Annotated in this window: 27 protein-coding genes, 1 pseudogene and 1 riboswitch; of the genes and pseudogenes, 7 read left to right on the forward strand and 21 right to left on the reverse strand. The window is 61.3% G+C overall.

Annotated elements, in window-relative coordinates:
- The 9 genes from cobC to cobO all read right to left on the reverse strand — a co-directional run bounded on the left by cobC (window position 1) and on the right by cobO (window position 8,256).
- Window positions 1-576, reverse strand: coding sequence for an alpha-ribazole phosphatase family protein (cobC, locus tag NN484_RS18555; RefSeq protein ID WP_274657633.1), 576 nt, complete (start codon window positions 574-576; stop codon window positions 1-3).
- Window positions 573-1,628, reverse strand: a complete 1,056-nt coding sequence (gene cobT / locus NN484_RS18560; RefSeq protein WP_274657634.1) for a nicotinate-nucleotide--dimethylbenzimidazole phosphoribosyltransferase — start codon at window positions 1,626-1,628, stop codon at window positions 573-575. Before cobT ends, cobC begins: the two co-directional genes overlap by 4 nt.
- The gene (gene cobU, locus NN484_RS18565) at window positions 1,625-2,146 is read right to left on the reverse strand and encodes a bifunctional adenosylcobinamide kinase/adenosylcobinamide-phosphate guanylyltransferase (protein ID WP_215502969.1); all 522 of its coding nucleotides are present in this window, start codon (window positions 2,144-2,146) and stop codon (window positions 1,625-1,627) included. Before cobU ends, cobT begins: the two co-directional genes overlap by 4 nt.
- Window positions 2,147-2,262: 116 nt before the next feature.
- A complete protein-coding gene (locus NN484_RS18570; protein ID WP_274657635.1) occupies window positions 2,263-3,714 on the reverse strand; it encodes a cobyric acid synthase in 1,452 nt (483 codons plus the stop codon).
- Window positions 3,711-4,703 carry a threonine-phosphate decarboxylase CobD gene (gene cobD / locus NN484_RS18575; RefSeq protein ID WP_127651537.1) on the reverse strand — a complete coding sequence of 331 codons (993 nt, stop codon included), beginning with the start codon at window positions 4,701-4,703 and terminating at the stop codon, window positions 3,711-3,713. Before cobD ends, NN484_RS18570 begins: the two co-directional genes overlap by 4 nt.
- Window positions 4,696-5,604 (reverse strand): adenosylcobinamide-phosphate synthase CbiB, encoded by a 909-nt coding sequence (cbiB, locus tag NN484_RS18580; RefSeq protein ID WP_127651538.1) that lies wholly within the window; start codon window positions 5,602-5,604, stop codon window positions 4,696-4,698. Before cbiB ends, cobD begins: the two co-directional genes overlap by 8 nt.
- Window positions 5,601-6,251: a 5,6-dimethylbenzimidazole synthase gene (gene bluB / locus NN484_RS18585; RefSeq protein ID WP_215502971.1), complete on the reverse strand. Its 651-nt coding sequence runs from the start codon at window positions 6,249-6,251 to the stop codon at window positions 5,601-5,603. Before bluB ends, cbiB begins: the two co-directional genes overlap by 4 nt.
- Before the next feature lie 47 nt (window positions 6,252-6,298).
- Window positions 6,299-7,648: a cobyrinic acid a,c-diamide synthase CobB gene (locus NN484_RS18590; protein WP_274657636.1), complete on the reverse strand. Its 1,350-nt coding sequence runs from the start codon at window positions 7,646-7,648 to the stop codon at window positions 6,299-6,301.
- Window positions 7,645-8,256: a cob(I)yrinic acid a,c-diamide adenosyltransferase gene (gene cobO / locus NN484_RS18595; protein WP_003223053.1), complete on the reverse strand. Its 612-nt coding sequence runs from the start codon at window positions 8,254-8,256 to the stop codon at window positions 7,645-7,647. Before cobO ends, NN484_RS18590 begins: the two co-directional genes overlap by 4 nt.
- 81 nt (window positions 8,257-8,337) lie before the next feature.
- A riboswitch (cobalamin riboswitch) is annotated at window positions 8,338-8,568 on the reverse strand.
- 164 nt (window positions 8,569-8,732) lie between these two features.
- On the opposite strand from cobO, the gene NN484_RS18600 reads away from it, so the two are divergent.
- Both NN484_RS18600 and NN484_RS18605 read left to right on the forward strand, forming a co-directional pair.
- Window positions 8,733-9,317, forward strand: coding sequence for a hypothetical protein (locus NN484_RS18600; protein WP_215502973.1), 585 nt, complete (start codon window positions 8,733-8,735; stop codon window positions 9,315-9,317).
- A gap of 64 nt (window positions 9,318-9,381) precedes the next feature.
- Window positions 9,382-10,695 carry a PQQ-dependent sugar dehydrogenase gene (locus NN484_RS18605; RefSeq protein ID WP_274657637.1) on the forward strand — a complete coding sequence of 438 codons (1,314 nt, stop codon included), beginning with the start codon at window positions 9,382-9,384 and terminating at the stop codon, window positions 10,693-10,695.
- A gap of 133 nt (window positions 10,696-10,828) precedes the next feature.
- Here NN484_RS18605 and NN484_RS18610 read toward each other — a convergent pair whose 3' ends face one another.
- The 5 genes from NN484_RS18610 to NN484_RS18630 all read right to left on the reverse strand — a co-directional run bounded on the left by NN484_RS18610 (window position 10,829) and on the right by NN484_RS18630 (window position 15,519).
- Window positions 10,829-11,365 carry a C40 family peptidase gene (locus NN484_RS18610; RefSeq protein ID WP_127651543.1) on the reverse strand — a complete coding sequence of 179 codons (537 nt, stop codon included), beginning with the start codon at window positions 11,363-11,365 and terminating at the stop codon, window positions 10,829-10,831.
- A gap of 220 nt (window positions 11,366-11,585) precedes the next feature.
- A complete protein-coding gene (locus NN484_RS18615; protein WP_127651544.1) occupies window positions 11,586-12,203 on the reverse strand; it encodes a C40 family peptidase in 618 nt (205 codons plus the stop codon).
- 225 nt (window positions 12,204-12,428) lie between these two features.
- The gene (gene hda / locus NN484_RS18620) at window positions 12,429-13,133 is read right to left on the reverse strand and encodes a DnaA regulatory inactivator Hda (RefSeq protein ID WP_127651545.1); all 705 of its coding nucleotides are present in this window, start codon (window positions 13,131-13,133) and stop codon (window positions 12,429-12,431) included.
- A 219-nt stretch (window positions 13,134-13,352) separates the two neighbouring features.
- Window positions 13,353-14,426: an AI-2E family transporter gene (locus NN484_RS18625; protein WP_127651546.1), complete on the reverse strand. Its 1,074-nt coding sequence runs from the start codon at window positions 14,424-14,426 to the stop codon at window positions 13,353-13,355.
- 34 nt (window positions 14,427-14,460) lie between these two features.
- Complete coding sequence (locus NN484_RS18630) at window positions 14,461-15,519, reverse strand: DUF2066 domain-containing protein (RefSeq protein WP_274657638.1); 1,059 nt, start codon at window positions 15,517-15,519, stop codon at window positions 14,461-14,463.
- 375 nt (window positions 15,520-15,894) lie between these two features.
- Between NN484_RS18630 and purM the strand changes: the two genes are divergently transcribed.
- The 3 genes from purM to NN484_RS18645 are packed head-to-tail and all read left to right on the forward strand — an operon-like array spanning window position 15,895 to window position 18,325.
- Window positions 15,895-16,953, forward strand: coding sequence for a phosphoribosylformylglycinamidine cyclo-ligase (purM, locus tag NN484_RS18635; RefSeq protein WP_003223039.1), 1,059 nt, complete (start codon window positions 15,895-15,897; stop codon window positions 16,951-16,953).
- On the forward strand, window positions 16,953-17,603 hold the full coding sequence (gene purN, locus NN484_RS18640) for a phosphoribosylglycinamide formyltransferase (protein ID WP_215502976.1): 651 nt from the start codon (window positions 16,953-16,955) through the stop codon (window positions 17,601-17,603). Before purM ends, purN begins: the two co-directional genes overlap by 1 nt.
- An 8-nt stretch (window positions 17,604-17,611) precedes the next feature.
- Window positions 17,612-18,325, forward strand: a complete 714-nt coding sequence (locus tag NN484_RS18645; RefSeq protein WP_127651549.1) for a DUF3108 domain-containing protein — start codon at window positions 17,612-17,614, stop codon at window positions 18,323-18,325.
- 168 nt (window positions 18,326-18,493) lie between these two features.
- Here NN484_RS18645 and NN484_RS27385 read toward each other — a convergent pair whose 3' ends face one another.
- From NN484_RS27385 to NN484_RS18655, 3 genes and pseudogenes are all read right to left on the reverse strand, one after another.
- Window positions 18,494-19,357, reverse strand: a complete 864-nt coding sequence (locus NN484_RS27385) for a methyl-accepting chemotaxis protein (RefSeq protein ID WP_425518815.1) — start codon at window positions 19,355-19,357, stop codon at window positions 18,494-18,496.
- A pseudogene (locus NN484_RS27390) lies at window positions 19,349-20,119 on the reverse strand (MCP four helix bundle domain-containing protein); the annotation flags it as partial. The pseudogene NN484_RS27390 and the gene NN484_RS27385, both read right to left, overlap by 9 nt.
- 130 nt (window positions 20,120-20,249) lie before the next feature.
- A complete protein-coding gene (locus NN484_RS18655) occupies window positions 20,250-21,305 on the reverse strand; it encodes an amidohydrolase family protein (protein ID WP_425518792.1) in 1,056 nt (351 codons plus the stop codon).
- Window positions 21,306-21,433: 128 nt separating this feature from the next.
- Between NN484_RS18655 and NN484_RS18660 the strand changes: the two genes are divergently transcribed.
- Window positions 21,434-21,850 carry an OsmC family protein gene (locus tag NN484_RS18660; protein ID WP_025111859.1) on the forward strand — a complete coding sequence of 139 codons (417 nt, stop codon included), beginning with the start codon at window positions 21,434-21,436 and terminating at the stop codon, window positions 21,848-21,850.
- A 61-nt stretch (window positions 21,851-21,911) separates the two neighbouring features.
- Complete coding sequence (locus NN484_RS18665) at window positions 21,912-22,784, forward strand: pirin family protein (protein WP_274657641.1); 873 nt, start codon at window positions 21,912-21,914, stop codon at window positions 22,782-22,784.
- Between the two features lie 86 nt (window positions 22,785-22,870).
- Here the strand turns inward: NN484_RS18665 and NN484_RS18670 are convergent, their stop codons facing one another.
- The 4 genes from NN484_RS18670 to NN484_RS18685 all read right to left on the reverse strand — a co-directional run bounded on the left by NN484_RS18670 (window position 22,871) and on the right by NN484_RS18685 (window position 26,579).
- Window positions 22,871-23,599 carry a dienelactone hydrolase family protein gene (locus NN484_RS18670; RefSeq protein WP_274657642.1) on the reverse strand — a complete coding sequence of 243 codons (729 nt, stop codon included), beginning with the start codon at window positions 23,597-23,599 and terminating at the stop codon, window positions 22,871-22,873.
- A 68-nt stretch (window positions 23,600-23,667) separates the two neighbouring features.
- Window positions 23,668-25,572 carry a molecular chaperone HtpG gene (gene htpG / locus NN484_RS18675; protein ID WP_274657643.1) on the reverse strand — a complete coding sequence of 635 codons (1,905 nt, stop codon included), beginning with the start codon at window positions 25,570-25,572 and terminating at the stop codon, window positions 23,668-23,670.
- Between the two features lie 81 nt (window positions 25,573-25,653).
- Entirely contained in the window at window positions 25,654-26,106 is a 453-nt protein-coding gene (locus NN484_RS18680) for a PaaI family thioesterase (RefSeq protein ID WP_215501692.1), read from the reverse strand.
- A complete protein-coding gene (locus tag NN484_RS18685) occupies window positions 26,103-26,579 on the reverse strand; it encodes a PaaI family thioesterase (RefSeq protein ID WP_274657644.1) in 477 nt (158 codons plus the stop codon). The genes NN484_RS18680 and NN484_RS18685 overlap by 4 nt, the downstream gene beginning before the upstream one ends.
- Window positions 26,580-26,688 lie beyond the last annotated feature (109 nt).

Genomic DNA, 26,688 nt, shown 5'->3' on the forward strand with positions numbered 1-26,688 from the left:
TCAGTGACCTTCCTTGAGCGAGCCATCGGCTGCAACCGTCAGGGAAAACCGCGAAGCATGCGCGACTTCGACATTGAGCAACTGCTCGCGCGGCAAGCCACGCGCCTGCGCCAGCAACAGGCGCATCACGCCGCCGTGACTGATCAGCAACACGCGCTCGCCGGCATAGGTCTGATGCAGCCGCGCAACCGCGCCCAGCACGCGCGCAGCAAAATCGCTGACCGGCTCACCCTGCGGCGGCGTAAAGGCATACGGATCGGCCCAGAACAGCCCCAGCGCCTCGGCGTCGGTCTCCATCAACGCCGCAGCGCTCTGCCCTTCCCAAGCGCCGAAATGCAGTTCCTGCAGATCCTTGTCCAGCTGCACCGGCAGATTCAGTTGCTCGCCCAGTTCTGCGGCAAACCGCGCACAACGCTGCAGCGGCGAACTGACCAGCCGATCCCACGGCCCGCCCGCGACCACCGCCGCACGCATCTGCGCCCAGCCGTTTTGCGTCAGCGCATCATCAAGGCTGCCGCGCAAACCGCCGCCCAGTTCAGTCTCACCGTGACGCAGCAGATCCAGGCGCAAGGTCATGCCGGACGATCCGCCACCGCTGCTTCGGCGAAGGTCGCCATCTGCCCGTGCAGGTCGCAGGCCAGACGCAACAGCGGCACCGCCAACGCCGCCCCGCTGCCCTCGCCCAGACGCAAGCCGAGTTCCAGCAACGGTTCGGCATTGAGGGTTTCCAGCACATGGCGATGGCCCGGCTCGGCGCCACGATGACCGAACAGCAGCCACTCGCGGCAGGCCGGATTCAGACGCACCGCCACCAACGCGGCGACCGTGCAGATAAAGCCGTCGACCAGCACTGCAACGCCTTCCTGGGCACACGCCAGATACGCGCCGACCAGGGCGGCGATTTCAAAACCGCCGAGGTTGAACAGGGTTTGCAGCGCATCGCCACGTTGCGCCGCGTGCAGTGCCAGCGCGCGCTCGATCACTTGCGCCTTGTGGCTGACGCCTTCGGCATTCAAGCCGGTGCCGGGACCGGTCAGATGCACCACCGGGCAATCGAGCAAGGCACAGGCCAGCGCACTGGCAGCGGTGGTGTTGCCGATGCCCATTTCGCCACCGATGAACAACTGCGCGCCGGCCGCTTTGGCCCGCAGTACGCTGTCACGACCGGCCTGCAAGGCGAGTTCGCCCTGCGCCGGAGTCATCGCCGCGCCTTTGGCGAAATTCGCCGTGCCCGGGCCGACATTCAGATGCAACACGCCGGGCAGGTTCAACGCCGGCGTCACCGTACCCAGATCCACCACTTCCAGCTGCGCATCGAGCTGACGCGCGAGCACGCTGATCGCCGCGCCGCCGCTGACGAAGTTGAGCAGCATCTGCCCAGTGACTTCCTGCGGGAACGCCGAAACGCCTTCCGCAACCACGCCATGGTCGCCGGCAAAAATCGCGATCCAGACCTGCTCAAGCGTCGGCTTGATCTGCCCCTGCAATCCGGCCAGTTGCACCGCCACGGTTTCGAGGCGACCGAGGGAGCCGGCCGGTTTGGTCAGTTGCTGCTGGCGCGCCGCGGCTTGTTCAACGATCTCGGCATTCACGGGTTTGCACGGGTTCAACCACCACGCTTGAGTCATAACGCAGGTCCTTTCAGGGTCAGGGGCAGGCCGGCGACAGTCAGGACGACACGCTGACAGCGCTCAGCCAGAGCTTGATGCAGCCAACCGGCTGCATCGACGTAGCGGCGAGTCAATTCGCCCAGCGGCACGACACCCATTCCGGTCTCGTTGCTGACAAAAATGATGTCCCCTGGCAATGACGCCAGGCAATCCAGCAGGGCTTCGCGCTCAGCGGCGAGACGCTCGGCGTCGTCAAGCATCAGCAGATTGGTCAGCCACAGCGTCAGGCAATCCACCAGCAGGCAACGCTCGGCGCGGGCGTTTTCACGCAGGACACGGGCCAGTTCCAGCGGCTCTTCGATCAGCGCCCATTCGGCCGGACGACGGGCGCGGTGATGGGCGACACGCTCGTTCATTTCGCCGTCCAGCGGCTGGCTGGTGGCGATGTAGGTGACGGCCAGTTGGCTGTCGCTGGCGAGTTTTTCCGCCAGGCGACTTTTGCCGGAGCGGGCGCCGCCGAGGATCAGTTGGAGCATGGTTCATTCCTTCAAATTGGCGGTGTACCGACTTAAGTCATCGCGAGCAGGCTCACTCCTGCAGGAGATCGCGAATAAGCCACTGTAGGAGTGAGCCTGCTCGCGATGAACCCACCTCAAATCCCACAAAGCTGACGCAATAGCCCGGTATCCAGATGCTTCTCCACCAGATCCGCCAGCCGCTCGATATCGCGCTCGCGCAAGCCGTGGTAGTCCACCTCCTGCACATCGCTCAACCCGGCCCAACGCAGCAACGCGGCACTGGCTTGCGGCGATTCGAACAGGCCGTGCAGATAAGTGCCGAACACTTGCCCGTCGAAACTTTGTGCGCCATCGCAACGGCCGTCATCCAGATGCACCGCCGCGTTCTCCAGCGCCGGGCCCACCGTCACGCCCGCATGGATTTCATAGCCACTGACCTCGGCCTCTTCCAGCGCCAGACGCCCGCGCACGTTGCGCAATTGCTTCTCGGCTTCCAGCGTCGTTTCGAACGCCAGCAAGCCCAGACCGGCACTCGAACCCGGCGCGCCTTCCAGCCCCAGCGGGTCCTGCACCTGTTCGCCGAGCATCTGCAGACCGCCGCAGATCCCCAGCAGTTTGCCGCCGTAACGCAGGTGACGATTGATCGCCGTGTCCCAGCCGTTGCCGCGCAGATACGCCAGATCGCTGCGCACGCTTTTCGAGCCGGGCAGAATGATCAAGTCGGCAGCAGGAATCGCCTGCCCCGGGCCGATGAACTGCAGATCGACCTGCGGATGCAAACGCAGCGGATCGAAATCGGTGTGGTTGCTGATGCGCGGCAGCACCGGCACCACCACTTTCAGCACCTGCTCGGCCTTGTCGGTCTGGCGCTGGTCGATGCCGTCCTCGGCCTCCAGGTGCAGATCCATCACGTAGGGCAACACGCCGACCACCGGTTTGCCGGTGCGCTGTTCCAGCCAGTCGAGGCCCGGTTGCAGCAAGGCGATGTCGCCACGAAAACGATTGATGACGAAGCCTTTGACCCGCGCCTGTTCACTCGGCGACAGCAGCTCCAGCGTGCCGACCAGATGCGCAAACACCCCGCCACGATTGATGTCGGCGATCAGCAGCACCGGGCAATCCACCGCCTCGGCAAAGCCCATGTTGGCGATATCCCCGGCACGCAGATTGATCTCCGCTGGCGAGCCTGCGCCTTCGACCATCACCAGCGGATACGCCGCGCTGAGTCGCTCGTGCGAAGCCAGCACCGCTTGCATGGCGATGGCTTTGTAGTCGTGATAGGCCACGGCGTTCATGCTAGTGACCGCACGGCCATGGATGATCACCTGCGCGCCCGTGTCGCTGTTGGGCTTGAGCAGCACCGGGTTCATGTCGGTGTGCGGCTCAAGATTCGCCGCTTGCGCCTGCACCGCTTGCGCCCGGCCGATCTCGCCGCCGTCGGCAGTCACCGCGCTGTTGAGCGCCATGTTCTGCGGCTTGAACGGCACCACCGCCACGCCTTGACGGGTGGCCCAGCGGCACAGCGCCGTCACCAGCGTGCTTTTACCGGCGTCGGAAGTGGTGCCCTGCACCATCAGGGTGGTCATTGCGATTCCTTGGCAAAGGCTTGCAGCGCCTGTTCGAGGCGCGCTTCTTCAGCCGCGTTGGCCGGCAAGCCGAAACGCAGACTGCTGTTGTGGGTGAAGATGCGCAGGAGGATGCCGCGTCGGGCCATGAATTCGTGCAGCGCAGGCGCGTGCTCGGTGATCAGCCACTGAAACAGTGCGCAGCCGCCCTGGGGTTTGAAGCCGTAGCGTTCCAGCAGCAGCGCCAGACGCTCGCTGGCCGCTTCGCTGCGAATGCGCTGGCGGGTGTGCGCCTCGGTGTCTTGCAGACAGGCCTGCCCGAGCACCCGCGTCGGCCCGCTCACCGCCCATGGCCCGACCTGTTCGGCGAGCAACCTCAGTAGCTTGCGCTCGGCCAGCACAAAGCCCAGCCGCACGCCGGCCAGACCGAAGAATTTGCCGAACGAGCGCAACACGACCAGGCCGACTTGATGGGTGTGCGACGCCAGACTCAGGTGCGGCGTGTTGTCCATGAACGCCTCATCGACCACCAGCCAGCCGCCACGCTGGACCAGCCGCGCGTGCCAGTCGAGCAGCCGCGCCGGCGTCAGGCTCAGGCCCGTAGGATTGTTCGGGTTGACCACCACCAGCACGTCGAGGCTGTCGAGAAAGAACTCGACTTCCTGCTCCAGCACTTCGCGCACGATGTAACCGCTGCGGCGCCAGGCTTCGGCGTGCTCGGCATAACACGGCGACAACACGCCGACCTTGCCAGCGCGGCGCAGACGCGGCAGCAACTGGATCGCCATTTGCGAACCGGCCACCGGCAGCACCTGGGAGGCGCCGTAGTAATCACACGCGGCCCGCTCCAGCCCGTCGTCGGTTTCCGGCAACCGCGCCCAGGCGCGCAACGGAATCTCCGGGACCGCAAACGGCCACGGCGCGAGGCCGCTGGACAGGTCGAGCCAGTCGGCCTCGGCAATCCCGTATTCGAGTGCCGCCTTGCGCAGCCGGCCACCGTGCTCAAGCATAGAATTCAGCCCCCACGCAGAGAATCAGCAGCCATAACCATACCCCGCGCTGGACCAATTGCCAGCCGCGATCAATCGATTCGGCATCCGCCGGCGCGCCTTCGCCCAGTTGCGGACGCTCGTGCAGTTCGCCGTGATAGATCGCCGGGCCGCCCAACTCGACATTCAACGCCCCGGCGCCAGCAGCCATCACCGGACCTGCATTGGGGCTGTCCCATTTTGGCGCCTGGGTGCGCCAGCATTTCCAGGCGAGCCGGGTGTTGCCCAGCAGCGCATAGGTCAGCGCCACCAGCCGTGCCGGAATGTAATTGAGTACGTCGTCGATTTTTGCCGCGCACCAGCCGAAGCGCTCGAAGCGTTCGTTGCGATAGCCCCACATCGCATCGAGCGTATTACTCAAGCGATAGAGCACCACACCCGGCGCACCGGCCACGACAAACCAGAACAGCGCGGCGAACACCGCATCACTGCCGTTTTCCAGCACCGATTCGGTGGCGGCACGGGCGACGGCGGTGCTGTCCAGTTCGCTGGTCTGGCGGCTGACCAGATAACCGACGCGCTGGCGCGCCTCTTCCAGATCATCGCTGCGCAGGGCTTTGGCCACGGGTTCGACGTGTTCGCCAAGGCTGCGCATGCCGAGAGCGCAATACAACGCGAGAATCTCGACGATCCAGCCCACGTACGGCGCCCAGGAAAACGCCGTGGCGAGCAAGGTCAGCGGCAGCACCGCGATCACCCAGGCGGTAACCCCATGACTGCGCCAGCCGCGCCCGCCCGCATTGAAACGTCGCTCGATGCGCCCGGCAAAATTGCCGAACGCCACCAGCGGATGCCAGCGTTTCGGTTCACCCAGCAGCGCATCCAGCGCGACCGCAGCGACACTCAATAACGCCACACTCATTGACTCACTCCCCAATAATTTTCATACAGCAACTCATTGAGCGGGCGCGCCTGCGTCCACCCTTCGAGCACCAGCATCGGCGCCGGATAGAATTCCTTGACCGGGCCCAGGCACAACACCGCCAGCGGCTTGGCCCCGGCCGGCAGTCGCAGCAGATCGGCCAGCGCCTGCGGCTCGAACAGCGACACCCAGCCCATACCCAGTCCTTCGGCACGGGACGCCAGCCACAGGTTCTGGATCGCGCAAGACAACGACGCCATGTCCATTTCCGGCAATGTGCGACGGCCGAATATGTGTTTCTCGCGATCATCCATCAGCGCCGCAACCAGCACTTCGGCGCAGTCGTTGATGCCTTCAACCTTGAGTTTCATGAACTCATCGCTGCGCTCGCCAAGGGCTTCGGCAGTGCGGACGCGTTCTTCTTCGACAAGGTTCTGGATCTGCCCACGCAGAGCGCGATCGCTGATACGGATGAAACGCCAGGGCTGCATCAGGCCGACGCTGGGTGCCTGATGCGCGGCTTCGAGCAGGCGGCGCAGCAGCTGCGGCTCGACCGTGCCACCGGTGAAGTGACGCATGTCGCGGCGTTCGGCGATGGCTCGGTAGACGGCTTGGCGCTCGGCCTCGGTAAATGCGTTGTCTGTCATGGCCTCTTCGCGAGCACGCTCGCTCCCACATTGGACGGGGTGCTTGCTCAAGAAACGCGATCCCCTGTGGGAGCGAGCTTGCTCGCGAAAGCGGCGTCACGGTCTGGCGCAAACAGTGCTGCGATAGCCGCAGGATTCGACGGAAAATAAAAATGCACGTAGGAAGCCGTCATCCGCCCTTCACGATAAACCGCCTCCGCCCCGCGCCCGCCGTTCGGGCTCAGGCCCCGGGCAATCGGCGTCAGTTCGGTGGTGGTCAGGGAGTGGTGATAGGTGTGGCCGCGCAGCGCGCCTTCCGGCAGATCCACTGCTTGCAGCGCCAGTGCCGCCAGCCGTTTTTGCATCACCGCATCACCGCGCAGCAGCCCGACCAGTTCGGCGCGGGTGCCTTCGACATCGGTCAACGAGTCGAGCAGATACAGCATGCCGCCACACTCGGCGAGCAGCGGTTTGCCGGCCGCGTGGTGCGCACGGATCGCGTCGAGCATCGCGGTGTTTTGCGCCAACGCGACGTGGTGCAATTCCGGGTAACCGCCGGGCAGATACAGACTGTCGGCCTCGGGCAATTGCCTATCGCGGATCGGCGAGAAAAAACTCAACTCGGCGCCCATCGCCCGCAGCAGGTCAAGGCTGGCGCCGTAGGTGAAAGCAAAGGCTTCATCGCGGGCGACGGCAATGCGCACACCTTCGAGCAACGGTTCGGCACTGATCACTTCAGGCGCGGCGAATTCCACGGCCGGTGGCAGCGCTACCTCGCAACTGCTGGCCAGCGCTTCGGCGGCCGCGTCGAGACGCAGATCCAGATCATTGAGTTCACTGGCCTGCACCAGACCGAGGTGCCGGCTCGGCAACTCGATCCCGGTTTCGCGGGACAGCGCGCCGTACCAGCGCAAGCCTTCGGTGAGACTGCCTTCGAGCAATTGCGCATGGCGCAAGGTGCCGACGCGGTTGGCCAGCACGCCAGCGAACGGCAGGTCCGGCTGATAGCGCGCCAACCCCAACGCCAACGCGCCAAAGGTCTGGGCCATGGCGGTGCCGTCGATCACACTGAGCACCGGCACACCAAAATGACGCGCCAGATCGGCACTCGACGGCGTGCCGTCGAACAGGCCCATCACGCCTTCAATCAGGATCAGATCCGCCTCGGCGGCGGCTTCCCACAGCAGGCGCCGACTTTCCTGTTCGCCGACCATCCACATGTCCAGCTGATACACCGGAGCACCGCTGGCGCGCTCGAGAATCATCGGGTCGAGGAAGTCCGGGCCGCACTTGAAGACGCGCACCTTGCGCCCTTGATTGCGATGCAAACGAGCCAGCGCCGCGGTAACGGTGGTCTTGCCCTGACCGGAGGCCGGCGCGGCGATCAGCACCGCCGGGCAGTGACGTGGCTGATTCAAAGTTCGACGCCTTTCTGCGCTTTGATGCCGGCCTGAAAGGCGTGTTTGAGCATGCCCATTTCGGTGACGGTGTCACCCATTTCGATCATTTCCGGCTTCGCCGCACGACCGGTGACGATCACATGCTGCATCGGTGGACGCGCCTGCAGGTCACTGAGCACCTGGTCCAGATCGAGGTAGCCGTGCTTGAGGGCGATGTTCAGTTCATCCAGCACCACCAGGCCGATCGACGGATCGCGCAGCAGTTCGCGGGACACTGCCCACGCGGCTTCAGCGGCAGCGATGTCACGCTGGCGGTCCTGGGTTTCCCAGGTGAAGCCCTCACCCATCACGTGAAAGCGCACTTGTTCCGGGAAGCGGCGGAAGAACAGTTCTTCGCCGGTGCTGTTGCGGCCCTTGATGAACTGCACCACACCGCACTGCATGCCGTGACCCATCGCGCGGGCGAGCATGCCGAACGCCGAGCTGCTTTTGCCTTTGCCGTTGCCGGTCAACACCAGCACCAGGCCGCACTCGTCAGGCGAATTGGCAATACGTTCGTCGATCACGGCTTTTTTGCGCTGCATACGCGCCAGATGGCGTTCGTCACGCTCGGGGGAATCGGTCATGGGGGAGCTCTCCGTTGAGGCTGGATAACGGCGGGCAGGCACAAGAATAGACGGCAAAAAGCCTGGCATCGCCCACCGTGATGCCGCTGGATGGATCAGGCCGGTCTCCGGGCTCATGAGCAGCGAATCGCCTGGCTGCGCGCCTTCCCGCTTCTTGCGAGGCAGTGGCTCAAGGCGCAGCTTTTACTCATTTACCGTTGCGGGGGCAGCGCCGGGATCGTGATCGTTCTTCACCTGAAGACAACCCTCACCGGCTTCCCTGTTTCACTCTGTCGACACACGTCACAGAGCACCTGAAACAAGCCGCGAAGGTTAGAGGGTTGGGGGTGGAGCGTCAATTAAAGAGGGGGCCATCGGGCGAATAACTGCCGTCGATCAATTATCTGACGCCAATCTTGTGCCACACTGGAACAAGTGATATCAAAGAGCCATGCTTTTGATTGAAAAAGCACATCACAACAATAAGGATGATGACGATGCAAGGCATGATCATCAGCAACCCGCGCCTGGAATTTCTGCGCCCGGTGCTTGAGCGCTGGTTTGACTGTATCGACCGCTACAACGCCGTACGCGGCGACAACGACACGCCTTACTGGCATGACGAGAAAGCCAATCTCGGATTGCTCTCCGCTGCGGCATGGATGGCCGAACTGGTGACCCTTTGCGACACCGCTACTCGCAAACAGAACGAGGACGGCGAGCGCAATGCCCGCGCCGATCTGTTCCTCGCCGGGGCCGAAGACCGCGCCTATATTCAGGCTACCCAGCGCTGGCCGCGGGTCAGCAACCTGAACCTGACCCAGGCCCTGCTAGACATTACCAGCGATGCCAAACGCATCAGCTTTGCCAGCGATCTCAAGCTCGGCTGCCTGTTCGTCGCGCCGCAAAAGGCTCAGCACAGCGCCAGCCCCGAAGAGCTGCAGGACATGGTCGACGACCTGCAAAAGGAACACACCTGCGCTGTCGCCTGGTATTTCCCCTACGCCTACCGCAAGTTGCGCAGCGAAGCCGGCAACTACCATCCCGGCATCGCCGTGCTGTTCAAAGAGGCCCGTGGCTGAGCGGTTGAACCATCGGGGGCGCAAACTCCTCTATGATGAGCATGCATTCATAGGGAGATCAGTAATGCGCAAAACCCAACTCGCTTTCGTCATCGCCCTCGCCGGAGGGCTCACCGCCTGCGGTGAATCCTCCAGCCTGCAGGTTTCCGACGGCACCGGCCCGTCGCCGAAGCTGCCTGAACCGAACAAAACCCTGATCCCGACGGTTAACATCGCCCCGGCGGTCGGTTGGCCCGCCGGCGGCAAACCGACTGCGGCAGCGGGTACGCAAGTGACCGCATTTGCCGAAGGCCTCGACCATCCGCGCTGGCTCTACGTGCTGCCCAACGGTGACGTGCTGGTGGCGGAGACCAACGCCCCGCCCAAACCCGACGACAACAGCGGCATTCGCGGCTGGGTGTCGAAGAAAGTCATGAGCAAGGCCGGCGCCGGCGTGCCGAGCCCGAATCGCATCACCCTGCTGCGCGATGCCGATCACGACGGCGTGGCCGAAACCCGCACAGTGTTTCTGCAGAATCTCAATTCGCCGTTCGGCATGACCTTGGTCGGCAATGACCTGTACGTCGCCGACACCGACCGCCTGCTGCGCTTCCACTACGAGCCAGGCGCTACCGAGATCAAGACACAACCGATCAAAGTCACCGACCTGCCGGGCGGCACGCTGAACCATCACTGGACCAAGAACGTCATTGCCAGCAAGGACGGCAGCAAGCTGTATGTCACCGTCGGCTCGAACAGCAACGTCGGCGAAAACGGTCTGGATAAAGAGGAAGGTCGCGCCGCGATCTGGGAAGTGGAGCGGGCCACCGGCAATCACCGGATCTTCGCCTCGGGCATCCGTAACCCCAACGGCCTGGCATGGGAACCCACCACGGGTGCGCTATGGACGGCGGTCAACGAGCGTGACGAAATCGGCAGCGACCTGGTGCCGGACTACATCACCTCGGTCAAGGACGGCGGCTTCTATGGCTGGCCATTCAGCTATTACGGCCAGCACGTGGATGTGCGTGTGAAGCCACAAAATCCCGACCTGGTGGCCAAGGCCATCGCGCCGGACTACGCCGTAGGCCCGCACACCGCCTCGCTGGGCCTGACTTTCGCCGAAGGCAACAGCCTGCCGGCGCAATTCAAGGAAGGCGCGTTCATCGGCCAGCACGGTTCATGGAACCGCAAACCGCACAGTGGCTATAAAGTGATTTTCGTACCGTTCGCCGCCGGCAAACCGAACGGAACGCCGGTGGATGTGCTGACCGGCTTCCTCGACAAGGACGAGAACGCCCTGGGCCGCCCGGTAGGCGTGGTGATCGACCAGCAAGGTGGCTTGCTGGTGGCTGATGATGTGGGGAACAAGGTGTGGCGGGTTTCGTCCGCCAAGTAACTTTTGCCTGCCCCTAAACAACTGTAGGAGTGAGCCTGCTCGCGATGACGGTCGATCAATCAACATTGATGTTGAATGTGACACTGTCATCGCGAGCAGGCTCACTCCTACATTGGATTGTGAGCAATTTGAATTACGGGTTATGCGCCAGATGTTCCGGCTGCAGTACCCGCTTGGCACTCAGATACGCTTTCTGCCAATAAGCCTTCGACAGGCTGTCCAGCTTCACCGTGCCGCCAGTTGCCGGCGCATGCACGAAGCGCCCTTCACCGACATAGATCCCCGCATGACTGACCTGCGAGCCGCCATTGGTGGCGAAGAAAATCAGGTCACCGGTCTGCAAGCCTTCCTTGCCGACATTCGGCGCCTGCATCACGATCATCTCGCGAGTCGAGCGCGGCAGGCTGATACCCGCCGCATCGCGGTAGACGAAACCGATCAGGCCACTGCAATCAAACCCCGAGTCTGGCGTGTTGCCGCCCCAGCGATAAGGCGTACCGACCAGGCCGAGTGCGCGAAACAACACGTCTTCAGCCGCGGGCGAGAATGATTGAGAAGGTCCGAACACCACCGGGGCCCGTACCACTGGCGCAGGCGGCGGTGTACGACTGGCGCAGGCGCTGAGCAGCGCTGCGAAGAAGATCAAAGCAAGGCGGGCCGACATCGTCATAAGCAGAACATCCTGATCTGGCTGCGGCTTTCTCTGCCGGATGGACAGAAAACAAAACCGCCTGCGGAGCACGCAGGCGGTTTGCCATCAATATAGATACAGGATTCTAGCGGCTATACGACAAACTTCAAGTAAGACTTTAACTTCACCTTGTAAAGTCTAGGTCTACTCCGTTGCCGAGGGCCGTTTTTGTCGCCACGGACGTGGCGACAACGGGGAATTACTTGCGAGCAGTGACCATGGTCGGGGCCATCGCGAGGGCGCGCTTGGCTTCGATGAAGGTCTTGCTCCAGTAGCTGTCACCCAGGCTGTCGATGCGAACACCGCCGCTGCGACGACTGCTGGAGTGAATGAACTGGTTGTCACCCAGGTAGATCCCGGCGTGACTCACACGACCGCGACGACCATTGGTGGCGAAGAACAGCAGATCACCTGGCTCAAGGTTGCCGCGTGAGACCAGAGGGGCATCCACGTTGATCATTTCGCGGGTGGAGCGCGGCAGATTCATGCCGGCTTCTTCGCGGAACAGGTAACCGATGAAACCGCTGCAGTCGAAACCGGCCTCAGAGGTACCGCCGAAACGGTAACGGGTACCGATCAGGGACATGCCGCGTTCGAGGATGCTGTCGGCCAGAACCGGAAGCTCGTAAGGCTTCTTGCCGTTGAAATCGGCGAGTTCTTTTTCGGTGGCCAGCTCTTCCTGATAAATAACGGAAGACTGGGCAGTGGCAGAATTTTTAACCTGTTGAGGCTGCTCTTGAACTGGAGAATGAGCAGCACAACCGAACAACAGGGTGACAAGTGCGAGAGGCACGAGGGGTGCGAAGCGATTTAGCATGGGCACGACCGTGGCTGAAGTTGTAAAGAAGCCGAGACTATGCCCGCTATCGGCCTCATTTGCAAATTCAATCGATCTTTTTGTGACTTCCCGGTTTCTCGTTTACATCTAAGCGCTTAAGCCCATTTGAATCGATACGCGGTCTGCACACTGTGCGGAAAAGCGGATTTTCTGGCGCCTGAAATATGTCAAAGGCGGCTGCAAGCCCCGTATTTCAAGGGCTGACTACCAACCGAGGGTTTCTTTCAGGAACGGAATTGTCAGCTTGCGCTGCGCCTGCAGCGAGGCCTGATCCAGCTGTTCGAGCAGGTCGAACAATGCACTCATGCTGCGGGTGCCGCGGGTCAAAATAAAATGCCCGACTTCGTCGGTCAGGTGCAGACCGCGACGCGATGCACGCAATTGCAGAGCGCGCAGTTTGTCTTCATCGGAGAGCGGACGCATCTGGAAGATCAGCGCCAGGGTCAGGCGCGATTTAAGGTCGGCCAGTTTGACCGGCAGCTCCCGTGGCGAAGTAGACGCGGCGATCAGCAAGCGCCGACCGCTGTCACGCAGACGGTTGAACAGATGAAACATCGCCTCTTCCCAGTCCGGCTTGCCGGCAATCACCTGCAAGTCATCCAGGCAGACCAGTTCGTACTGTTCAAGGTTGTCGAGAATGTCGATGCCGCGATCCATCAACTCGGCCAGCGGCAGGTACACCGCCGGTTCGCCCATCTGTTCAAAACGCAGGCAAGCGGCCTGCAACAGATGCGTACGCCCTACGCCGTGCTTGCCCCACAGGTAGATCAGGCTTTCGGTCCAGCCGGCGTCGGCTTCGCATAGGCGCTCGACATAGCCGAGTGCAGCGGCATTGGCGCCTGGGTAGTAGTTGATGAAGGTGGCGTCGTCACGCAGACGCACACCTAGGGGCAGCTGAATCGGTTTCATGCTGACTGAACAGTTCTCAAGGAACCGTTAGTGGCCTCTGTGTAAAGTTTGCGAAGTTTATACCCGTGAAGCTGAGCGCACAATGCGACAGACCCCAAGCAAAATCAAAGGTTTGCGTTAACACGCTGGTTTTATGACAGTTTCTCTGACGCGGCGCTGAACAAACCCACCGCAAAACACGGGCCAACCCGGCGCAATGCCGGGCCGCCCGCGACGACGTTACAACTCGGGTTCGTCGACCCCGCTGTAAATGTCGGAGTCCTTGTACAAGTCGTGCACATGGCGCACCAGCACCATGATCACCGCCGCCACCGGCAATGCCAGCAAGACTCCGGTAAACCCGAACAGCTCGCCGCCGGCCAGAATCGCGAAAATCACCGCCACCGGGTGCAGGCCGATCCGGTCACCTACCAGCAGTGGTGTCAGCACCATGCCTTCCAGTGCCTGCCCCACCATGAACACCGCGACAATCCCGATCATCGGATACAGATCGCCACCGAACTGGAACAACCCGGCAATCAGTGCCGCGCCAATTCCGATCACAAAGCCCATGTACGGCACGATCGCCGCCAGACCGGCAATCAGGCCGATCAACAGCCCCAGCTCCAGACCCACGATCATCAGGCCCGCCGCGTAGATCACACCCAGTGCCAGCATGACCAGCAATTGCCCGCGCACGAACGCACCGAGCACCTCATGGCACTCACCGGCCAGCGAAACGATGGTTTCTTCACGATCACGCGGCAACAGGCTGCGGATCTTGGCCATCATCACGTCCCAGTCGCGCAGTAGATAAAAGCTCACCACGGGAATCAGCACCAGGTTCGCCAGCCAGCCAATCAGCGCCAGGCTTGAAGCCGTCGCCTGACTCAGCACCACACTGACGATGTCTGTGGTCTGGCCCATGTGCTCGCTGATCGCAGCCTTGACCTTGTCGAACTTCCAGAAGCCGTCCGACAAGCCCAGCTTCGACTGCGCCCACGGCAGTGCCGTGTGCTGCAGCCAATCGAGCATCTGTGGCGCCAGCTCGTACAGACGCAGCAACTGCTTGGCGAGCATCGGCACCAACACCAGCAGCAACGTGGTGACGATCAGCGTGAACAAGGCAAACACCGCAATCACGCCCCAGGTGCGCGACAGGCCAAGCCGCTCCAGACGATCCACCAACGGATCGAACAGATAGGCCAGCAGCAACGCCACCAGAAACGGCGTGAGGATCGGATGCAGCAACCAGACAAACGCGCAAAGCAGGACTACCCCACCGAGCCAGAACCAACGCCGCGTATCGGCCATGTACCACTCCTGCTTCTTCTATATAAGGAAAGACTTACCAGCGAAACCGCAACGACGGTGCAACAGGGCTTGGGGCCGGGGCTGCAACAGGCGCCGCGCCGGCAACGGCCGGTTGTGGCGCAGGCACCGGCGCCGGTACTTCAGCCGGCACCTCCTGCAACTTCGCCAGCGACAATTGCGCGCGTAACTGATCGGCACTGCCGCTGACCCGATACACGATGCGATCGCCATCAACACTTTGCAGACGCACACCGAACGGCTCGAGTAACCGCAACAGCGCGGCGTAATGCTCCAGATTCATGCCCCGCACTTCCAGTGTCTGTTGACCCGAAGCACCCGGTTTGGCAACAAACCTCGGCGCCAGACGCTCGGCCACCGCCAGCATCACCGCATCAGCGACGGCGGCCTGATCGGCGCCTTGCACGCTGCCGGCTTCTTTCTGTTCGCCCAGCCACAGATGCCATTTGGCCTGCCACTGCCCGCCCTCTTCGTGCGCATGCACCGCCAGCAAGGCATCGGCGCCGTAACGCTCCGAAGCACCGCGCAACGGCGCTGGGTCGGTGCCATCCAGTACCGGCGCAGTGGCCACCAGTTGCTCACTCAGATCCGCCAGCGGCAAGCGCAATGGCAAGCCACGATGCTGGGCCGCCACACGCAACGGTGCAGCAGCGCCCTGGCCGTCACCGACCAGACTCGAACCTTCAGTCGAATCGTTCAGCCACCAGCTCAGAATCGACGGCCGGCTCGCCCCCCACACCGATAGCCCCGCGCGACGCAGCGCCTGCTCGGTGGTGGCCGGGTCGAAATCGACTTTCAGCACTTCCGGCGGCCCGGCATCGAATCCGAACTGGCTGATGATCTGTTGCGGATCCTTGCGAATCGCCGCCAACCCCGGATTCTGCGGGGCCTTCGGGTCGCCGGTCAGACGCAACACCAGCGTATCCAGTGCCGCCTGAGTGGCGCGATCACGCTCTTCCGGTGCCTGGCTGCTGACCGGCTGGCGTACTTGATAGAGACCTTTGAGGTTTTCGGCATGACTCGCCAGGCTGACCACAGACAAACAACCCACAACCAACAATTTACAAAAACGCATGGAAAATTCCCGTCGACAGGAGCGGCTGGAACAGGCCGCGTGAACCGATTAAGCAAGGCTTGTGACAATCTGCCATCGCAAAACATTCACACGGTAGCGGTAAGTTTTTGCACAGTGATAACGATAGACGGTTAATCGGCACACCTTATACAGGCACTCACCCGGCACAATTGCAAAAAATTTCAGTCGATTATGCCCCTGCCCGTCGGCGCGAGGATGGCCGCTGCCCCTCAAGCCTGATAAAATCGCGCGCCTTCGCAGACCGGCAACAGCCGGGCACCCCGAAATTCGCGTGAGGCTATCGCCCCACCGGTTTTGGCGTTCCCGCTGAACTCGGTCGTTACCCCTGAATCCCCTCCCCTAAAGGCCTGGATCATGAGCAAGCAACCCTCCCTGAGCTACAAGGACGCCGGTGTAGACATCGACGCCGGTGAAGCATTGGTCGAACGCATCAAGAGCGTCGCCAAGCGCACTGCGCGCCCGGAAGTCATGGGCGGCCTGGGCGGTTTCGGCGCCCTCTGCGAAATCCCGGCCGGCTACAAGCAGCCTGTCCTGGTTTCCGGCACCGACGGCGTCGGCACCAAGCTGCGCCTGGCGCTGAACCTGAACAAGCACGACAGCATCGGCATCGACCTGGTTGCCATGTGCGTCAACGACCTGGTCGTTTGCGGCGCAGAGCCACTGTTCTTCCTTGACTACTACGCCACCGGCAAACTGAATGTCGACACCGCTGCCCAGGTTGTAACCGGCATCGGCGCCGGCTGCGAACTGTCCGGTTGCTCGCTGGTAGGCGGTGAAACCGCTGAGATGCCTGGCATGTACGAAGGCGAAGACTACGACCTGGCCGGTTTCTGCGTCGGCGTGGTGGAAAAGGCTGAGATCATCGACGGCTCGAAAGTCGCCACCGGTGACGCCCTGATCGCCCTGCCATCGTCCGGCCCACACTCCAACGGCTACTCGCTGATCCGCAAGATCATCGAAGTGTCCGGCGCCGACATCGAAAACATCCAGCTCGACGGCAAACCGCTGACCGACCTGCTGATGGCCCCGACCCGCATCTACGTGAAGCCGCTGCTCAAGCTGATCAAAGACACCGGCGCAGTCAAAGCCATGGCCCACATCACCGGTGGCGGCCTGCTCGACAACATCCCGCGCGTTCTGCCAAAAGGCGCTCAGGCCGTGGTTGACGTCGCCAGCTGGACTCGCCCGGCCGTCTTCGACTGGCTGCAAGAGAAAGGCAACGTCGACGAGACCGAGATGCACCGCGTGCTGAACTGCGGCGTGGGCATGGTGATCTGCGTGGCTCAGGAGCACGTCGAAGTGGCCCTGAACACACTGCGCGACGCCGGCGAGCAGCCTTGGGTCATCGGCCAGATCGCTGCCGCTGCCGAAGGCGCTGCACAGGTCGAGCTGAAAAACCTCAAGGCTCACTAATGCCAAATACCTGTGATGTCGTGGTGCTGTTGTCCGGCACCGGCAGTAACTTGCAGGCTCTGATCGACAGCACGCGGACCGGCGACAGCCCGGTCCGCATCGCTGCGGTGATTTCCAACCGCGCCGACGCCTACGGCCTGCAACGCGCCAGTGACGCGGGTATTGCCACCCGCTCGCTGGATCACAAGGCCTTCGAAGGTCGCGAGGCCTTCGATGCTGCCCTGATCGAACTGATCGACGAATTCCAACCGAAACTCGTGGTGCTGGCCGGCTTCATGCGCATTCTCAGCGCTGATTTCGTGCGTCACTATCAGGGTCGCCTGCTCAACATCCACCCGTCGCTGCTGCCCAAATACAAAGGGTTACACACTCATCAGCGCGCGCTGGAGGCCGGCGACGCCGAACACGGCTGCTCCGTGCACTTCGTCACCGAGGAACTCGATGGTGGACCACTGGTCGTACAGGCAGTAATACCGGTAGAGTTGCACGACACGCCGCACAGTCTGGCGCAGCGAGTTCATGTCCAGGAACACCTGATCTACCCGATGGCTGTACGCTGGTTTGCCGAAGGCCGACTGGCACTCGGCGAACAAGGTGCTTTACTGGACGGCCAGTTACTCGCGGCCAGCGGCCACTTGATTCGACACTAGGAGATTTTATGCGTCGCGCCCTGCTCTTCGCTTGCGCCTTGCTCGCCCTGCCCTTCGCGCAGGCGGCAGACCTTCAACCGTTCTCCGCCAGCTACACCGCCGACTGGAAGCAGTTGCCCATGAGCGGCACCGCCGAACGCAGCCTGACCAAGGAAGCCAACGGCGTCTGGAAACTCAGCTTCAAGGCATCGATGATGATCGCCAGCCTGACTGAAGAAAGCACCCTGACCCTGGACAAGGACACCCTGCTGCCACAGTCCTACCACTTCGAACGCGGTGGTCTGGGCAAGGCGAAAAAGGCTGATCTGGACTTCGACTGGAACAGCAAGATGGTCACCGGTACTGATCGCGGCGATCCGGTCAAGGTTCCGCTGAACCGGGGCATGGTCGACAAGTCCACCTATCAACTGGCGCTGCAGCATGACGTCGCCGCTGGCAAAAAGACCATGAGCTACCAGGTGGTCGATGACGGTGAAGTCGACACTTATGACTTCCGCGTACTGGGGTCGGAGAAAGTCGACACCAAGGCCGGCCAGATCGATGCGATCAAAGTCGAGCGTGTGCGCGATCCGACGCAAAGCAAGCGCATCACTGTCCTGTGGTTCGCCAAGGACTGGGATTACCTGCTGGTCCGCCTGCAACAGGTTGAAACCGACGGCAAGGAGTACAACATCATGCTCCAGGACGGCACGGTCAACGGTAAAACCGTTAAAGGCAGCTGATTCGCCGTTACAAAGAAGAGCCCCGCCAATGCGGGGCTTTTTTGTGCCTGACGTTTCTCCCACATCACAACCCCCTGTAGGCGCTGCGGCACGCTGCGATCTTTTGATTCTGCTTTAAGATCAAGGATCAAAAGATCGCAGCGTGCCGCAGCTCCTACAGCGATATCTTCAGACCGAAAACTTCGCCACCATACTGTTCAAATCCACCGCCAGCCGCGACAACTCCTGACTCGCCGCGCTGGTCTGGTTCGCCCCGGCAGACGTCTGCATCGCCAGATCGCGGATGTTCATCAGGTTGCGATCCACCTCCCGCGCCACTGCCGCCTGCTCCTCCGAGGCGCTGGCGATCACCAGGTTGCGCTCGTTGATCAAGGTGAACGCCGAGGCGATCTCCTCCAGCGCCACGCCCGCCGCCTTGGCCAGCTCCAGCGTCGAATTGGCGCGCAGGCTGCTCTGCTGCATCGAACTCACCGCCGAATCGGTGCCCTGCCGAATGCCACCGATCATCTGCTCGATTTCCTGGGTCGATTGCTGGGTGCGATGCGCCAGCGCCCGTACCTCATCGGCCACCACCGCAAAGCCGCGCCCCGCATCCCCGGCTCGCGCCGCCTCGATCGCCGCATTGAGCGCCAACAGATTGGTCTGCTCGGCAATCGATCGAATCACGTCGAGCACTTTGCTGATGCCGTGCACCTTCTGCGCCAGATCATCCACCTGCGTGGCGTTGGACGTGACATCTTCAGCCAGAGATTGGATTGAAGTCACAGTCTGTCTGACCTGCTCGCGCCCATGCTGGGCAATGCGGTCAGACTCGCGCGACGCCTCGGACGTCGCCACCGCATTGCTCGCCACCTCTTCCACGGCGGCAGTCATCTGATTGACCGCCGTGGCGGCTTGCTCGATCTCCAGGCTCTGTTGATGCAGCCCGCGCGTGGCGTCTTCGGTAACGCAACTCAACTCCTCCGAGGCCGACGCCAACTGGCTGGACGACTCGGAAATCTGCCGGATGGTGTCGCGCAAATTGTGCTGCATGCTTTTCAGCGCCTGCAGCAACCGCGCCGGTTCGTCCTTGCCGGAAATGCTGATGTCGCCCGTCAGATCGCCACCGGCCACCACTTGCGCCACACCCAACGATTGCGCCAGGGGCAAGACGATGCTGCGGGTCAGCAGCAGCGCCAGGCCGATGGTGATCAGCGCAGTGATGCCGATCATGACCCCGACCCAAACCCGCGAATTGATGAACACCAACCGTGCCGCTTCGGTCGCGAGGTTGGCGTTGTGCTTGTTCAGTTGGACCAGGTCGCGCAGGGTGACGGCGATCTCATCCGCCAACGGGCTCATCTGGTTGTTGAGAATCGCCGCCGCCTCCTCCACCCGATTCTGCGCGGACAGCTGCATGACCTGCGCCTGAAACTCCAGATACTTGTGTTCGGCAACCTTGAAGCGATCGAACAAGTTGCGCTCCTCGGGCAACACGATCAACACGTCATAGCGTTGCTGGGCTTCGCTCAATACGCCGCGCAGCTCGTTGAGCTTGGTGACATTCTGCTCCAGCGCCTGCGCGTCGCGATTGAGCAGCAGGCGCATGGTCAGCGCCCGCAGGCGCAGCATGTCCTGACTCATCTCGCCGACCGCCATCACGCTCGGCAGCCAGTTGTTGTCGACCTCATCAGACTGCGCGCGCATGTTCGACATTTGCAGCAGGGCGAACGCCCCCAAGGCAAACACCATCAGCGCCAGCACCCCAAAACCCAGGCCGGCACGCGGTGCGATATTGAGACTACGGATACTCATTACTCTGGCTCCTTCCAAAAGCGCTGCATCAACCCTGCAGCTGGTTGCTCTAGAAGGTATCGGCCCGGCGCCGATTTGCGTAAGACCAAAACGTGATATCAAAAGGCCTTGATACTTCCAACCCTCGGAATTAACGATTCAGCGAGGTTTTCCCGGACTTGGGCGCCGTTCGCGGCAATATCGCCAGGAAGTTGTCCCGGGCGACTTTGCGCGCGACGTCCTCGGGCAAGGCATCAAGGAATGGCGTGAAGCTGTGCATTTCCTTTCCGAGTTTGTTGAATCGGCCTACAACATCCGAGCCGAGCATGAAGCGCTCGGGGTATTTCTCCACCAATGCCAGCCACTCCCGACGGGGTTTGCCCTGCTCATCCAGCAGATACGGCGTGAGCATGCTCCACGACAAATCGATGAACAGATTCGGATACGCCTCAAGCAACCGGCTGACGGTGGGCAGAAGGAACTTCAACTGCGTCTGGTGCCGATGAATCTCCGCACTGGTGCCAGCATGAGCCCAGATGAACCGGGTGTGCGGATGATTACGCAGCGGTTCTTCGACTTCCTTCAGGTACAGCGGATTTTTCTCACGCTTGGAGGTGATGTTGGAATGCAGCATCACCGGCAGATCGTGTTCCGCCGCCAGGTGATAGATGCGTGTCATCGCCTCGTTGTTGGCCCGCGGTGTATCGCCGGCAGTCAGCGCCGTCAGGTCATCATGGCGGGTGAACACTTCGCCGATGCCCTGCCACAACCCCGGATACAGATCAAGCAAGCGTTGGATATGCGCAGCGGAGTTCTTGTCGTTGGGGTTGAACCCAGACAGAAACGGGTGAAAGTGCTGACGCTGCTCCGGGGTCAGTTTTTGCACGGCATCGGCGACGATCATGTCGGTGGCGCTGTACCAATAGGCATCAGCGTCATCGCCGGCGTAATAGCGCGGACGCTTGGGTTCGTCTTCGTGCCATTTCTTCGCCACCGGAATCCCGGAAATCATCACGTGATCGATGGAATTATCCTTCATCGCTGCCAGCAATTTCGTCATGCCGGCAGTTTCCTGGAAGAAATCCACGTAGTGCAGGTGCGCATCGCTGTAGGCGTAATCGCGGGCACTGGCGGCGCCGGCAAATGCCAGCAGGCAGGCAAGACTCAAACGAAACAAGGACACAAGTAATCTCCGGCAGGTAGGCATAGCCTAGACCCTGAGCCGACAACAACGGTTCATCCTGCAGGAAAGTGGAACGCGTGCTTGTGGGAATGCTCTATAACTGCAAGGTCTTTTTTGATCGCACGACTTTTCCTACTGCCAGTGAGGTTGCCATGACTGTTACCGTCAACACCGTCTCCGCCGAGGGTTTTCGTCACACCGTAAAGATCGATGACCACGAATTGTTTGCCGACGTGCCGAAGTCTGCCGGCGGCGAAGGCACCGCCCCGGAGCCGCACGACTACTTCGACGCTGCCCTCGGCGCCTGCAAAGCCCTGACCCTGAAGATGTACGCCAAGAAGAAAGACATCCCGCTGACCGGTGTAGGTGTCGAGGTCAAACGCGACAACAGCGAAGAGCAAAAAGGCAAATACGTGTTGCACGTCACCCTCACGCTCAAAGGCGTGCTGACTGACGCGCAGCGCGAAGAGTTGCTGCGGGTGGCCGATCGCTGCCCGATCCACAAACTGATGACCACCACCGACGTCAGCATCGAAACCCACGCGCCACAAGGCTTCGACAGCCAGTAATCCCTCTCGTGCCAGCGGCGGGTTATGCTTCTGGCATCACCCGCTCAGCCTGGAATGCACCATGGACACGCCACCCCTGATCATCCGCCCACGCGCCGAAGACGTCGAAGGCCAGCCGATCCTGCGCCCGTTGCCGTCGGCCAAATGCCGCAGCGTCGGGCCTTTCGTGTTTTTCGACCACATGCTCGAGACGGTTTATCCGACGGGCAAAGGCATGAACATCCGACAGCATCCGCACATTGGTCTGTCGACCCTCACCTACCTGTTCGAAGGGCAGATCCAGCACAAGGACAGTCTCGGCTCCGATCAAGTGGTCAGCGCCGGTGATGTCAGCTGGATGACCGCCGGCAGCGCCATTGCTCACGTCGAGCGCACGCCCGAACCGCTGTGGGAGCAAAGCTTCACCCTGCACGGTTTGCAGATCTGGCTGGCTTCGCCCAAGGAGCACGAGCAAGGTCCGGGACATTACAGCCATCACCCGGCGGCAACCCTGCCGCTCAGCGATAACCTTGGCGTGCAGATTCGGATGATTGCCGGGTCAGGCTTTTGCCTGGAATCGCCGGTGCAGGTGCTTTCTCCGACGCTTTACGCCGAAGTGAAGATGCAGACGGCGACCACGTTGCTGATTCCCGCCGAACATGAAGAGCGAGCGGTGTATGTGCTGAGCGGGGATGTGCAGTTGAATGGCGAAACCCTCGAACCCCATGCGCTGGCGGTGTTGCCGACCGGTGAGGAGATGAGCCTGTTTGCCGAAAGTGATGTGCACGCGGTGGTGTTTGGCGGCGCAGCGCTGGACGGGCCACGGCGGATCAACTGGAATTTTGTCGCGAGCGATCCGGCGGCGATTGATGAAGCGCGGCGCAAATGGGCGGCCGGGGATTGGCCGACGGTGCCGGGGGAAGTTGAGCGGATTGAATTGCCGGTAAGCCGTTAAAAGCGAAAGATCGCAGCCTGCAGCAGCGCCTGCACCAGATCTATGTAGGAGCTGCCGCAGGCTGCGATCTTTTGATCTTAGGGCAATCAGCCCTTGAACACTTCATCCAGCAAATCATGCATCGACTTGAATGCGCGCCCGGCGGTCTTCGCGTCGTACATCATCTTGCCCGGCACATTGGCGTGCGGATCGGTAAACGAATGCACCGCGCCGCCGTAGCTGAACAACTGCCAATCCACGCCCGCCGCGTTCATCTCATCTTCAAATGCCGGCAACTGTTCCTTCGGTACCAGCGGATCGGCAGCGCCATGCAGCGCCAGCACCGAGCCTTTGATGTTCTTCGCGTCCGCCGGATTCGGTGAATCCAGCGTGCCGTGGAACGACACCGCCGCCTTCACCGGCGCGCCAGTGCGGGCCAGATCCAGTGCACAGCAACCACCGAAGCAGAAACCGAACACCGCCAGTTTCGAGGTATCGACCGCCGCCTCGCCCTGCTTCTGCAGTTGTTCGAATGCCGCCTGCATGCGCTTGCGCAGCAATGCACGGTCGTTCTTCAGCGGCATCATCGCGGCACCGGCCTGATCAGCGTTCTGCGGACGCACCGCCTGGCCGTACACATCGGCGATCAACACCACGTAGCCCTTGGCCGCGACCGACTTGGCGATCTCCTCGGCACCGGCGCTGACGCCCATCCAGTTCGGCGCCATCAGCAGCCCCGGGCGTGCGCCCTTGTGCTCGGCGTCAAACGCCAGACGACCTTCAAAAGGCTGGCCATCAAGCTGATAGACCACAGAACGTACAGTGACTTGGCTCATTTCTGACTCCTGATTTGTTAAACACCAGAATGAAAAAACCCGCCGAAGCGGGTTTTTCTACATCGAGATCAGGCTGACAGCTCAACCAGCAGCTTGTTCAGACGGGTCACATAAGCGGCCGGGTCTTTCAAGCTTTCGCCAGCCGCCAGGGCTGCCTGGTCGAAGAGGATGTGCGACAGGTCGCCAAAACGCTCTTCGCTCTGCTCGCCGTCGAGTTTCTCGATCAACGGGTGGCTTGGGTTGAACTCGAAGATCGGCTTCGAATCCGGCACTTTCTGCCCGCTGGCTTCGAGGATCTGGCGCATTTGCAGGCCCAGGTCCTGTTCGCCGATGGCCAGAATGGCTGGCGAGTCGGTCAGACGGTGAGAGACGCGAACCTCGGCCACGGAATCGCCCAGTGCAGTTTTCAAACGCTCAACCAGACCCTCTTTGGACTTGGCGACTTCTTCTGCGGCCTTCTTGTCCTCTTCCGAGTCCAGGTTGCCCAGATCGAGGTCACCGCGCGCCACGTCGACAAAAGTCTTGCCGTCGAATTCGCTGAGGTAGCTCATCAGCCACTCGTCGATGCGGTCGGTCAGCAGCAGCACTTCGATGCCTTTCTTGCGGAAGACTTCCAGATGCGGGCTGTTCTTGACCTGCGCGTAGGTTTCGCCGGTGAGGTAGTAGATCTTGTCCTGACCTTCCTTGGCGCGCGCCAGGTAGTCAGCCAGACCGACAACTTGCTCGCCGTCGTCGCCATTGGTCGATGCAAAACGCAGCAGACCGGCAATTTTCTCTTTGTTGGCGAAATCTTCTGCCGGGCCTTCTTTCATGACCTGACCGAAGTTTTTCCAGAAGCCCTTGTATTGTTCAGGCTCGTTTTTCGCCAGTTTTTCCAGCATGTCCAGCACACGCTTGGTCAGCGCGGTTTTCATCGAGTCGATGATCGGGTCTTTCTGCAGGATTTCCCGCGACACGTTCAGCGACAGGTCGTTGGAATCGACCACGCCCTTGATGAAACGCAGGTACAGCGGCAGGAACGACTCGGCCTGATCCATCACGAACACACGCTGCACGTACAGCTTCAGGCCTTTCGGCGCTTCACGCTGGTACAGGTCGAACGGTGCACGGGCCGGCACGTACAGCAGCGAGCTGTACTCGAGCTTGCCTTCGACCTTGTTGTGGCTCCAGGCCAGCGGTTTTTCAAAGTCGTGAGCGATGTGCTTGTAGAACTCCTGGTATTCCTCGTCCTTCACTTCAGTGCGTGGACGGGTCCACAGGGCACTGGCGCGGTTGACGGTTTCCCACTCAACGGCCGGCGTCTCTTCGCCTTCGGCAGCGGTCACTTCTTTCGGCAGCTCGATCGGCAGCGCGATGTGGTCGGAGTACTTCTTGATGATGTTGCGCAGACGCCAGCCGTCGGCGAACTCGTCTTCACCGGATTTCAGGTGCAGGACGATACGGGTACCGCGCTCTGGTTTGTCGACGGTGGCGACTTCGAATTCGCCCTCGCCTTTGGACGACCAGTGCACGCCTTCGCTGGCAGCTGTGCCGGCACGACGGCTGTACACGTCGACTTTGTCGGCAACGATGAAGGCGGAGTAGAAACCAACGCCGAACTGGCCGATCAGGTGCGAATCTTTCTTCTGATCGCCCGAGAGATTCTTCATGAAATCGGCGGTGCCCGATTTGGCGATGGTCCCCAGGTGGGTAATCACATCGTCACGGTTCATGCCGATACCGTTGTCTTCGAGGGTGACGGTCTTGGCGTCCTTGTCGAAGCTCACACGGATTTTCAGCTCAGCGCCACCTTCGAGCAACTCAGGCTTGGCCAGGGCTTCGAAGCGCAGCTTGTCTACAGCGTCAGAGGCGTTCGAGATCAATTCGCGAAGGAAAATTTCCTTGTTGGAATACAGCGAATGGATCATGAGGTGCAGCAGCTGCTTTACCTCGGTCTGGAAGCCCAGGGTTTCCTTTTGAGTTTCCACACTCATGGTCATCAAACTCCAATCAGATGGCATTGGCCGCGACCCAAATGGTCGGCGGCGGGTTGTTCACTGAGTTGGGGGCAGCGTTCAGGATTTCAAGGGCTCATCGATTTTGAAGTGCGCACGGGCGGTAGCAATCGGCTCGCTCTCGGTGCTTTGCCAGGCGGTGACAGCGACGTTCGCCACCCGCCGCCCCTGGCGACAGACCTGACACTTGGCCCAGGTGTCGCGAAACTGTCCGGCACGCAGGTAATCGAGGGAAAAGTCGATGATCTTCGGCACTCCGGGCGCACCGGTGAAGATCAGCAAATGCAACGCGGCCGCCAGCTCCATGAACCCGGCAATCACCCCGCCGTGGATTGCCGGCAATAAAGGGTTACCAATGTTGTCCTTGTTCGCCGGTAGCTTGAACAGCAATTCGTCGCCCACCCGCGAGCATTCGACGCCAATCAGCCCGGCGTACGGGATCAGTTTCAGTAACGGCGCGTAATCACCCTGAACGTGAGCGGTGTGCAGTTGTTGTTTCAGGTCGTCATTCACTGCCCCTCTCCTTTTATTTTGCCGCCAAAGCCTTGGGTGCCCTTGAGCCCCTTGCCCATGCGCATGAAGGTGCCAACAACATGGGCAATGGGTTTTTCGGGATCATCCTGATAGGCAAAGCCGCGGGCGAAGATCACATCGGTAGTGACCCGATAGCACTGGGCGAAACCGTAGACATCCTTGTGCGGTTCGGCCGCGTGCATATAGTCGATGCGCAAATCGAGGGTCGGGCAGACTTCGAACTCCGGCAGCACGCACAACGTCGACATGCCACAGGCGGTGTCCATCAACGAAGTGATGGCGCCACCATGAATCACTCCGGTCTGCGGATTACCAACGATTTTTGGGCTGTACGGCAGAATAACGGTGAGCCCTTCGCTGGAGGCGCTGTGCACCTTCAAACCAAGGACCTGACAGTGGCGCAAGGCTGAGAGAAATCGCGTCGCGCGCTCAAAAACGGGGTTTTCAGCCATTTGATAATTACTCTCGATGGAGCCTTTTGCCAGTAGTAGGAAATAGCGCAAAAGTTCCGCTGCAAAACAAACTTATATATCTGAAAGAAATGAGGAACTTAACCCTCAC

Source organism: Pseudomonas serboccidentalis (genome assembly GCF_028830055.1).
Lineage (GTDB): Bacteria > Pseudomonadota > Gammaproteobacteria > Pseudomonadales > Pseudomonadaceae > Aquipseudomonas > Aquipseudomonas serboccidentalis.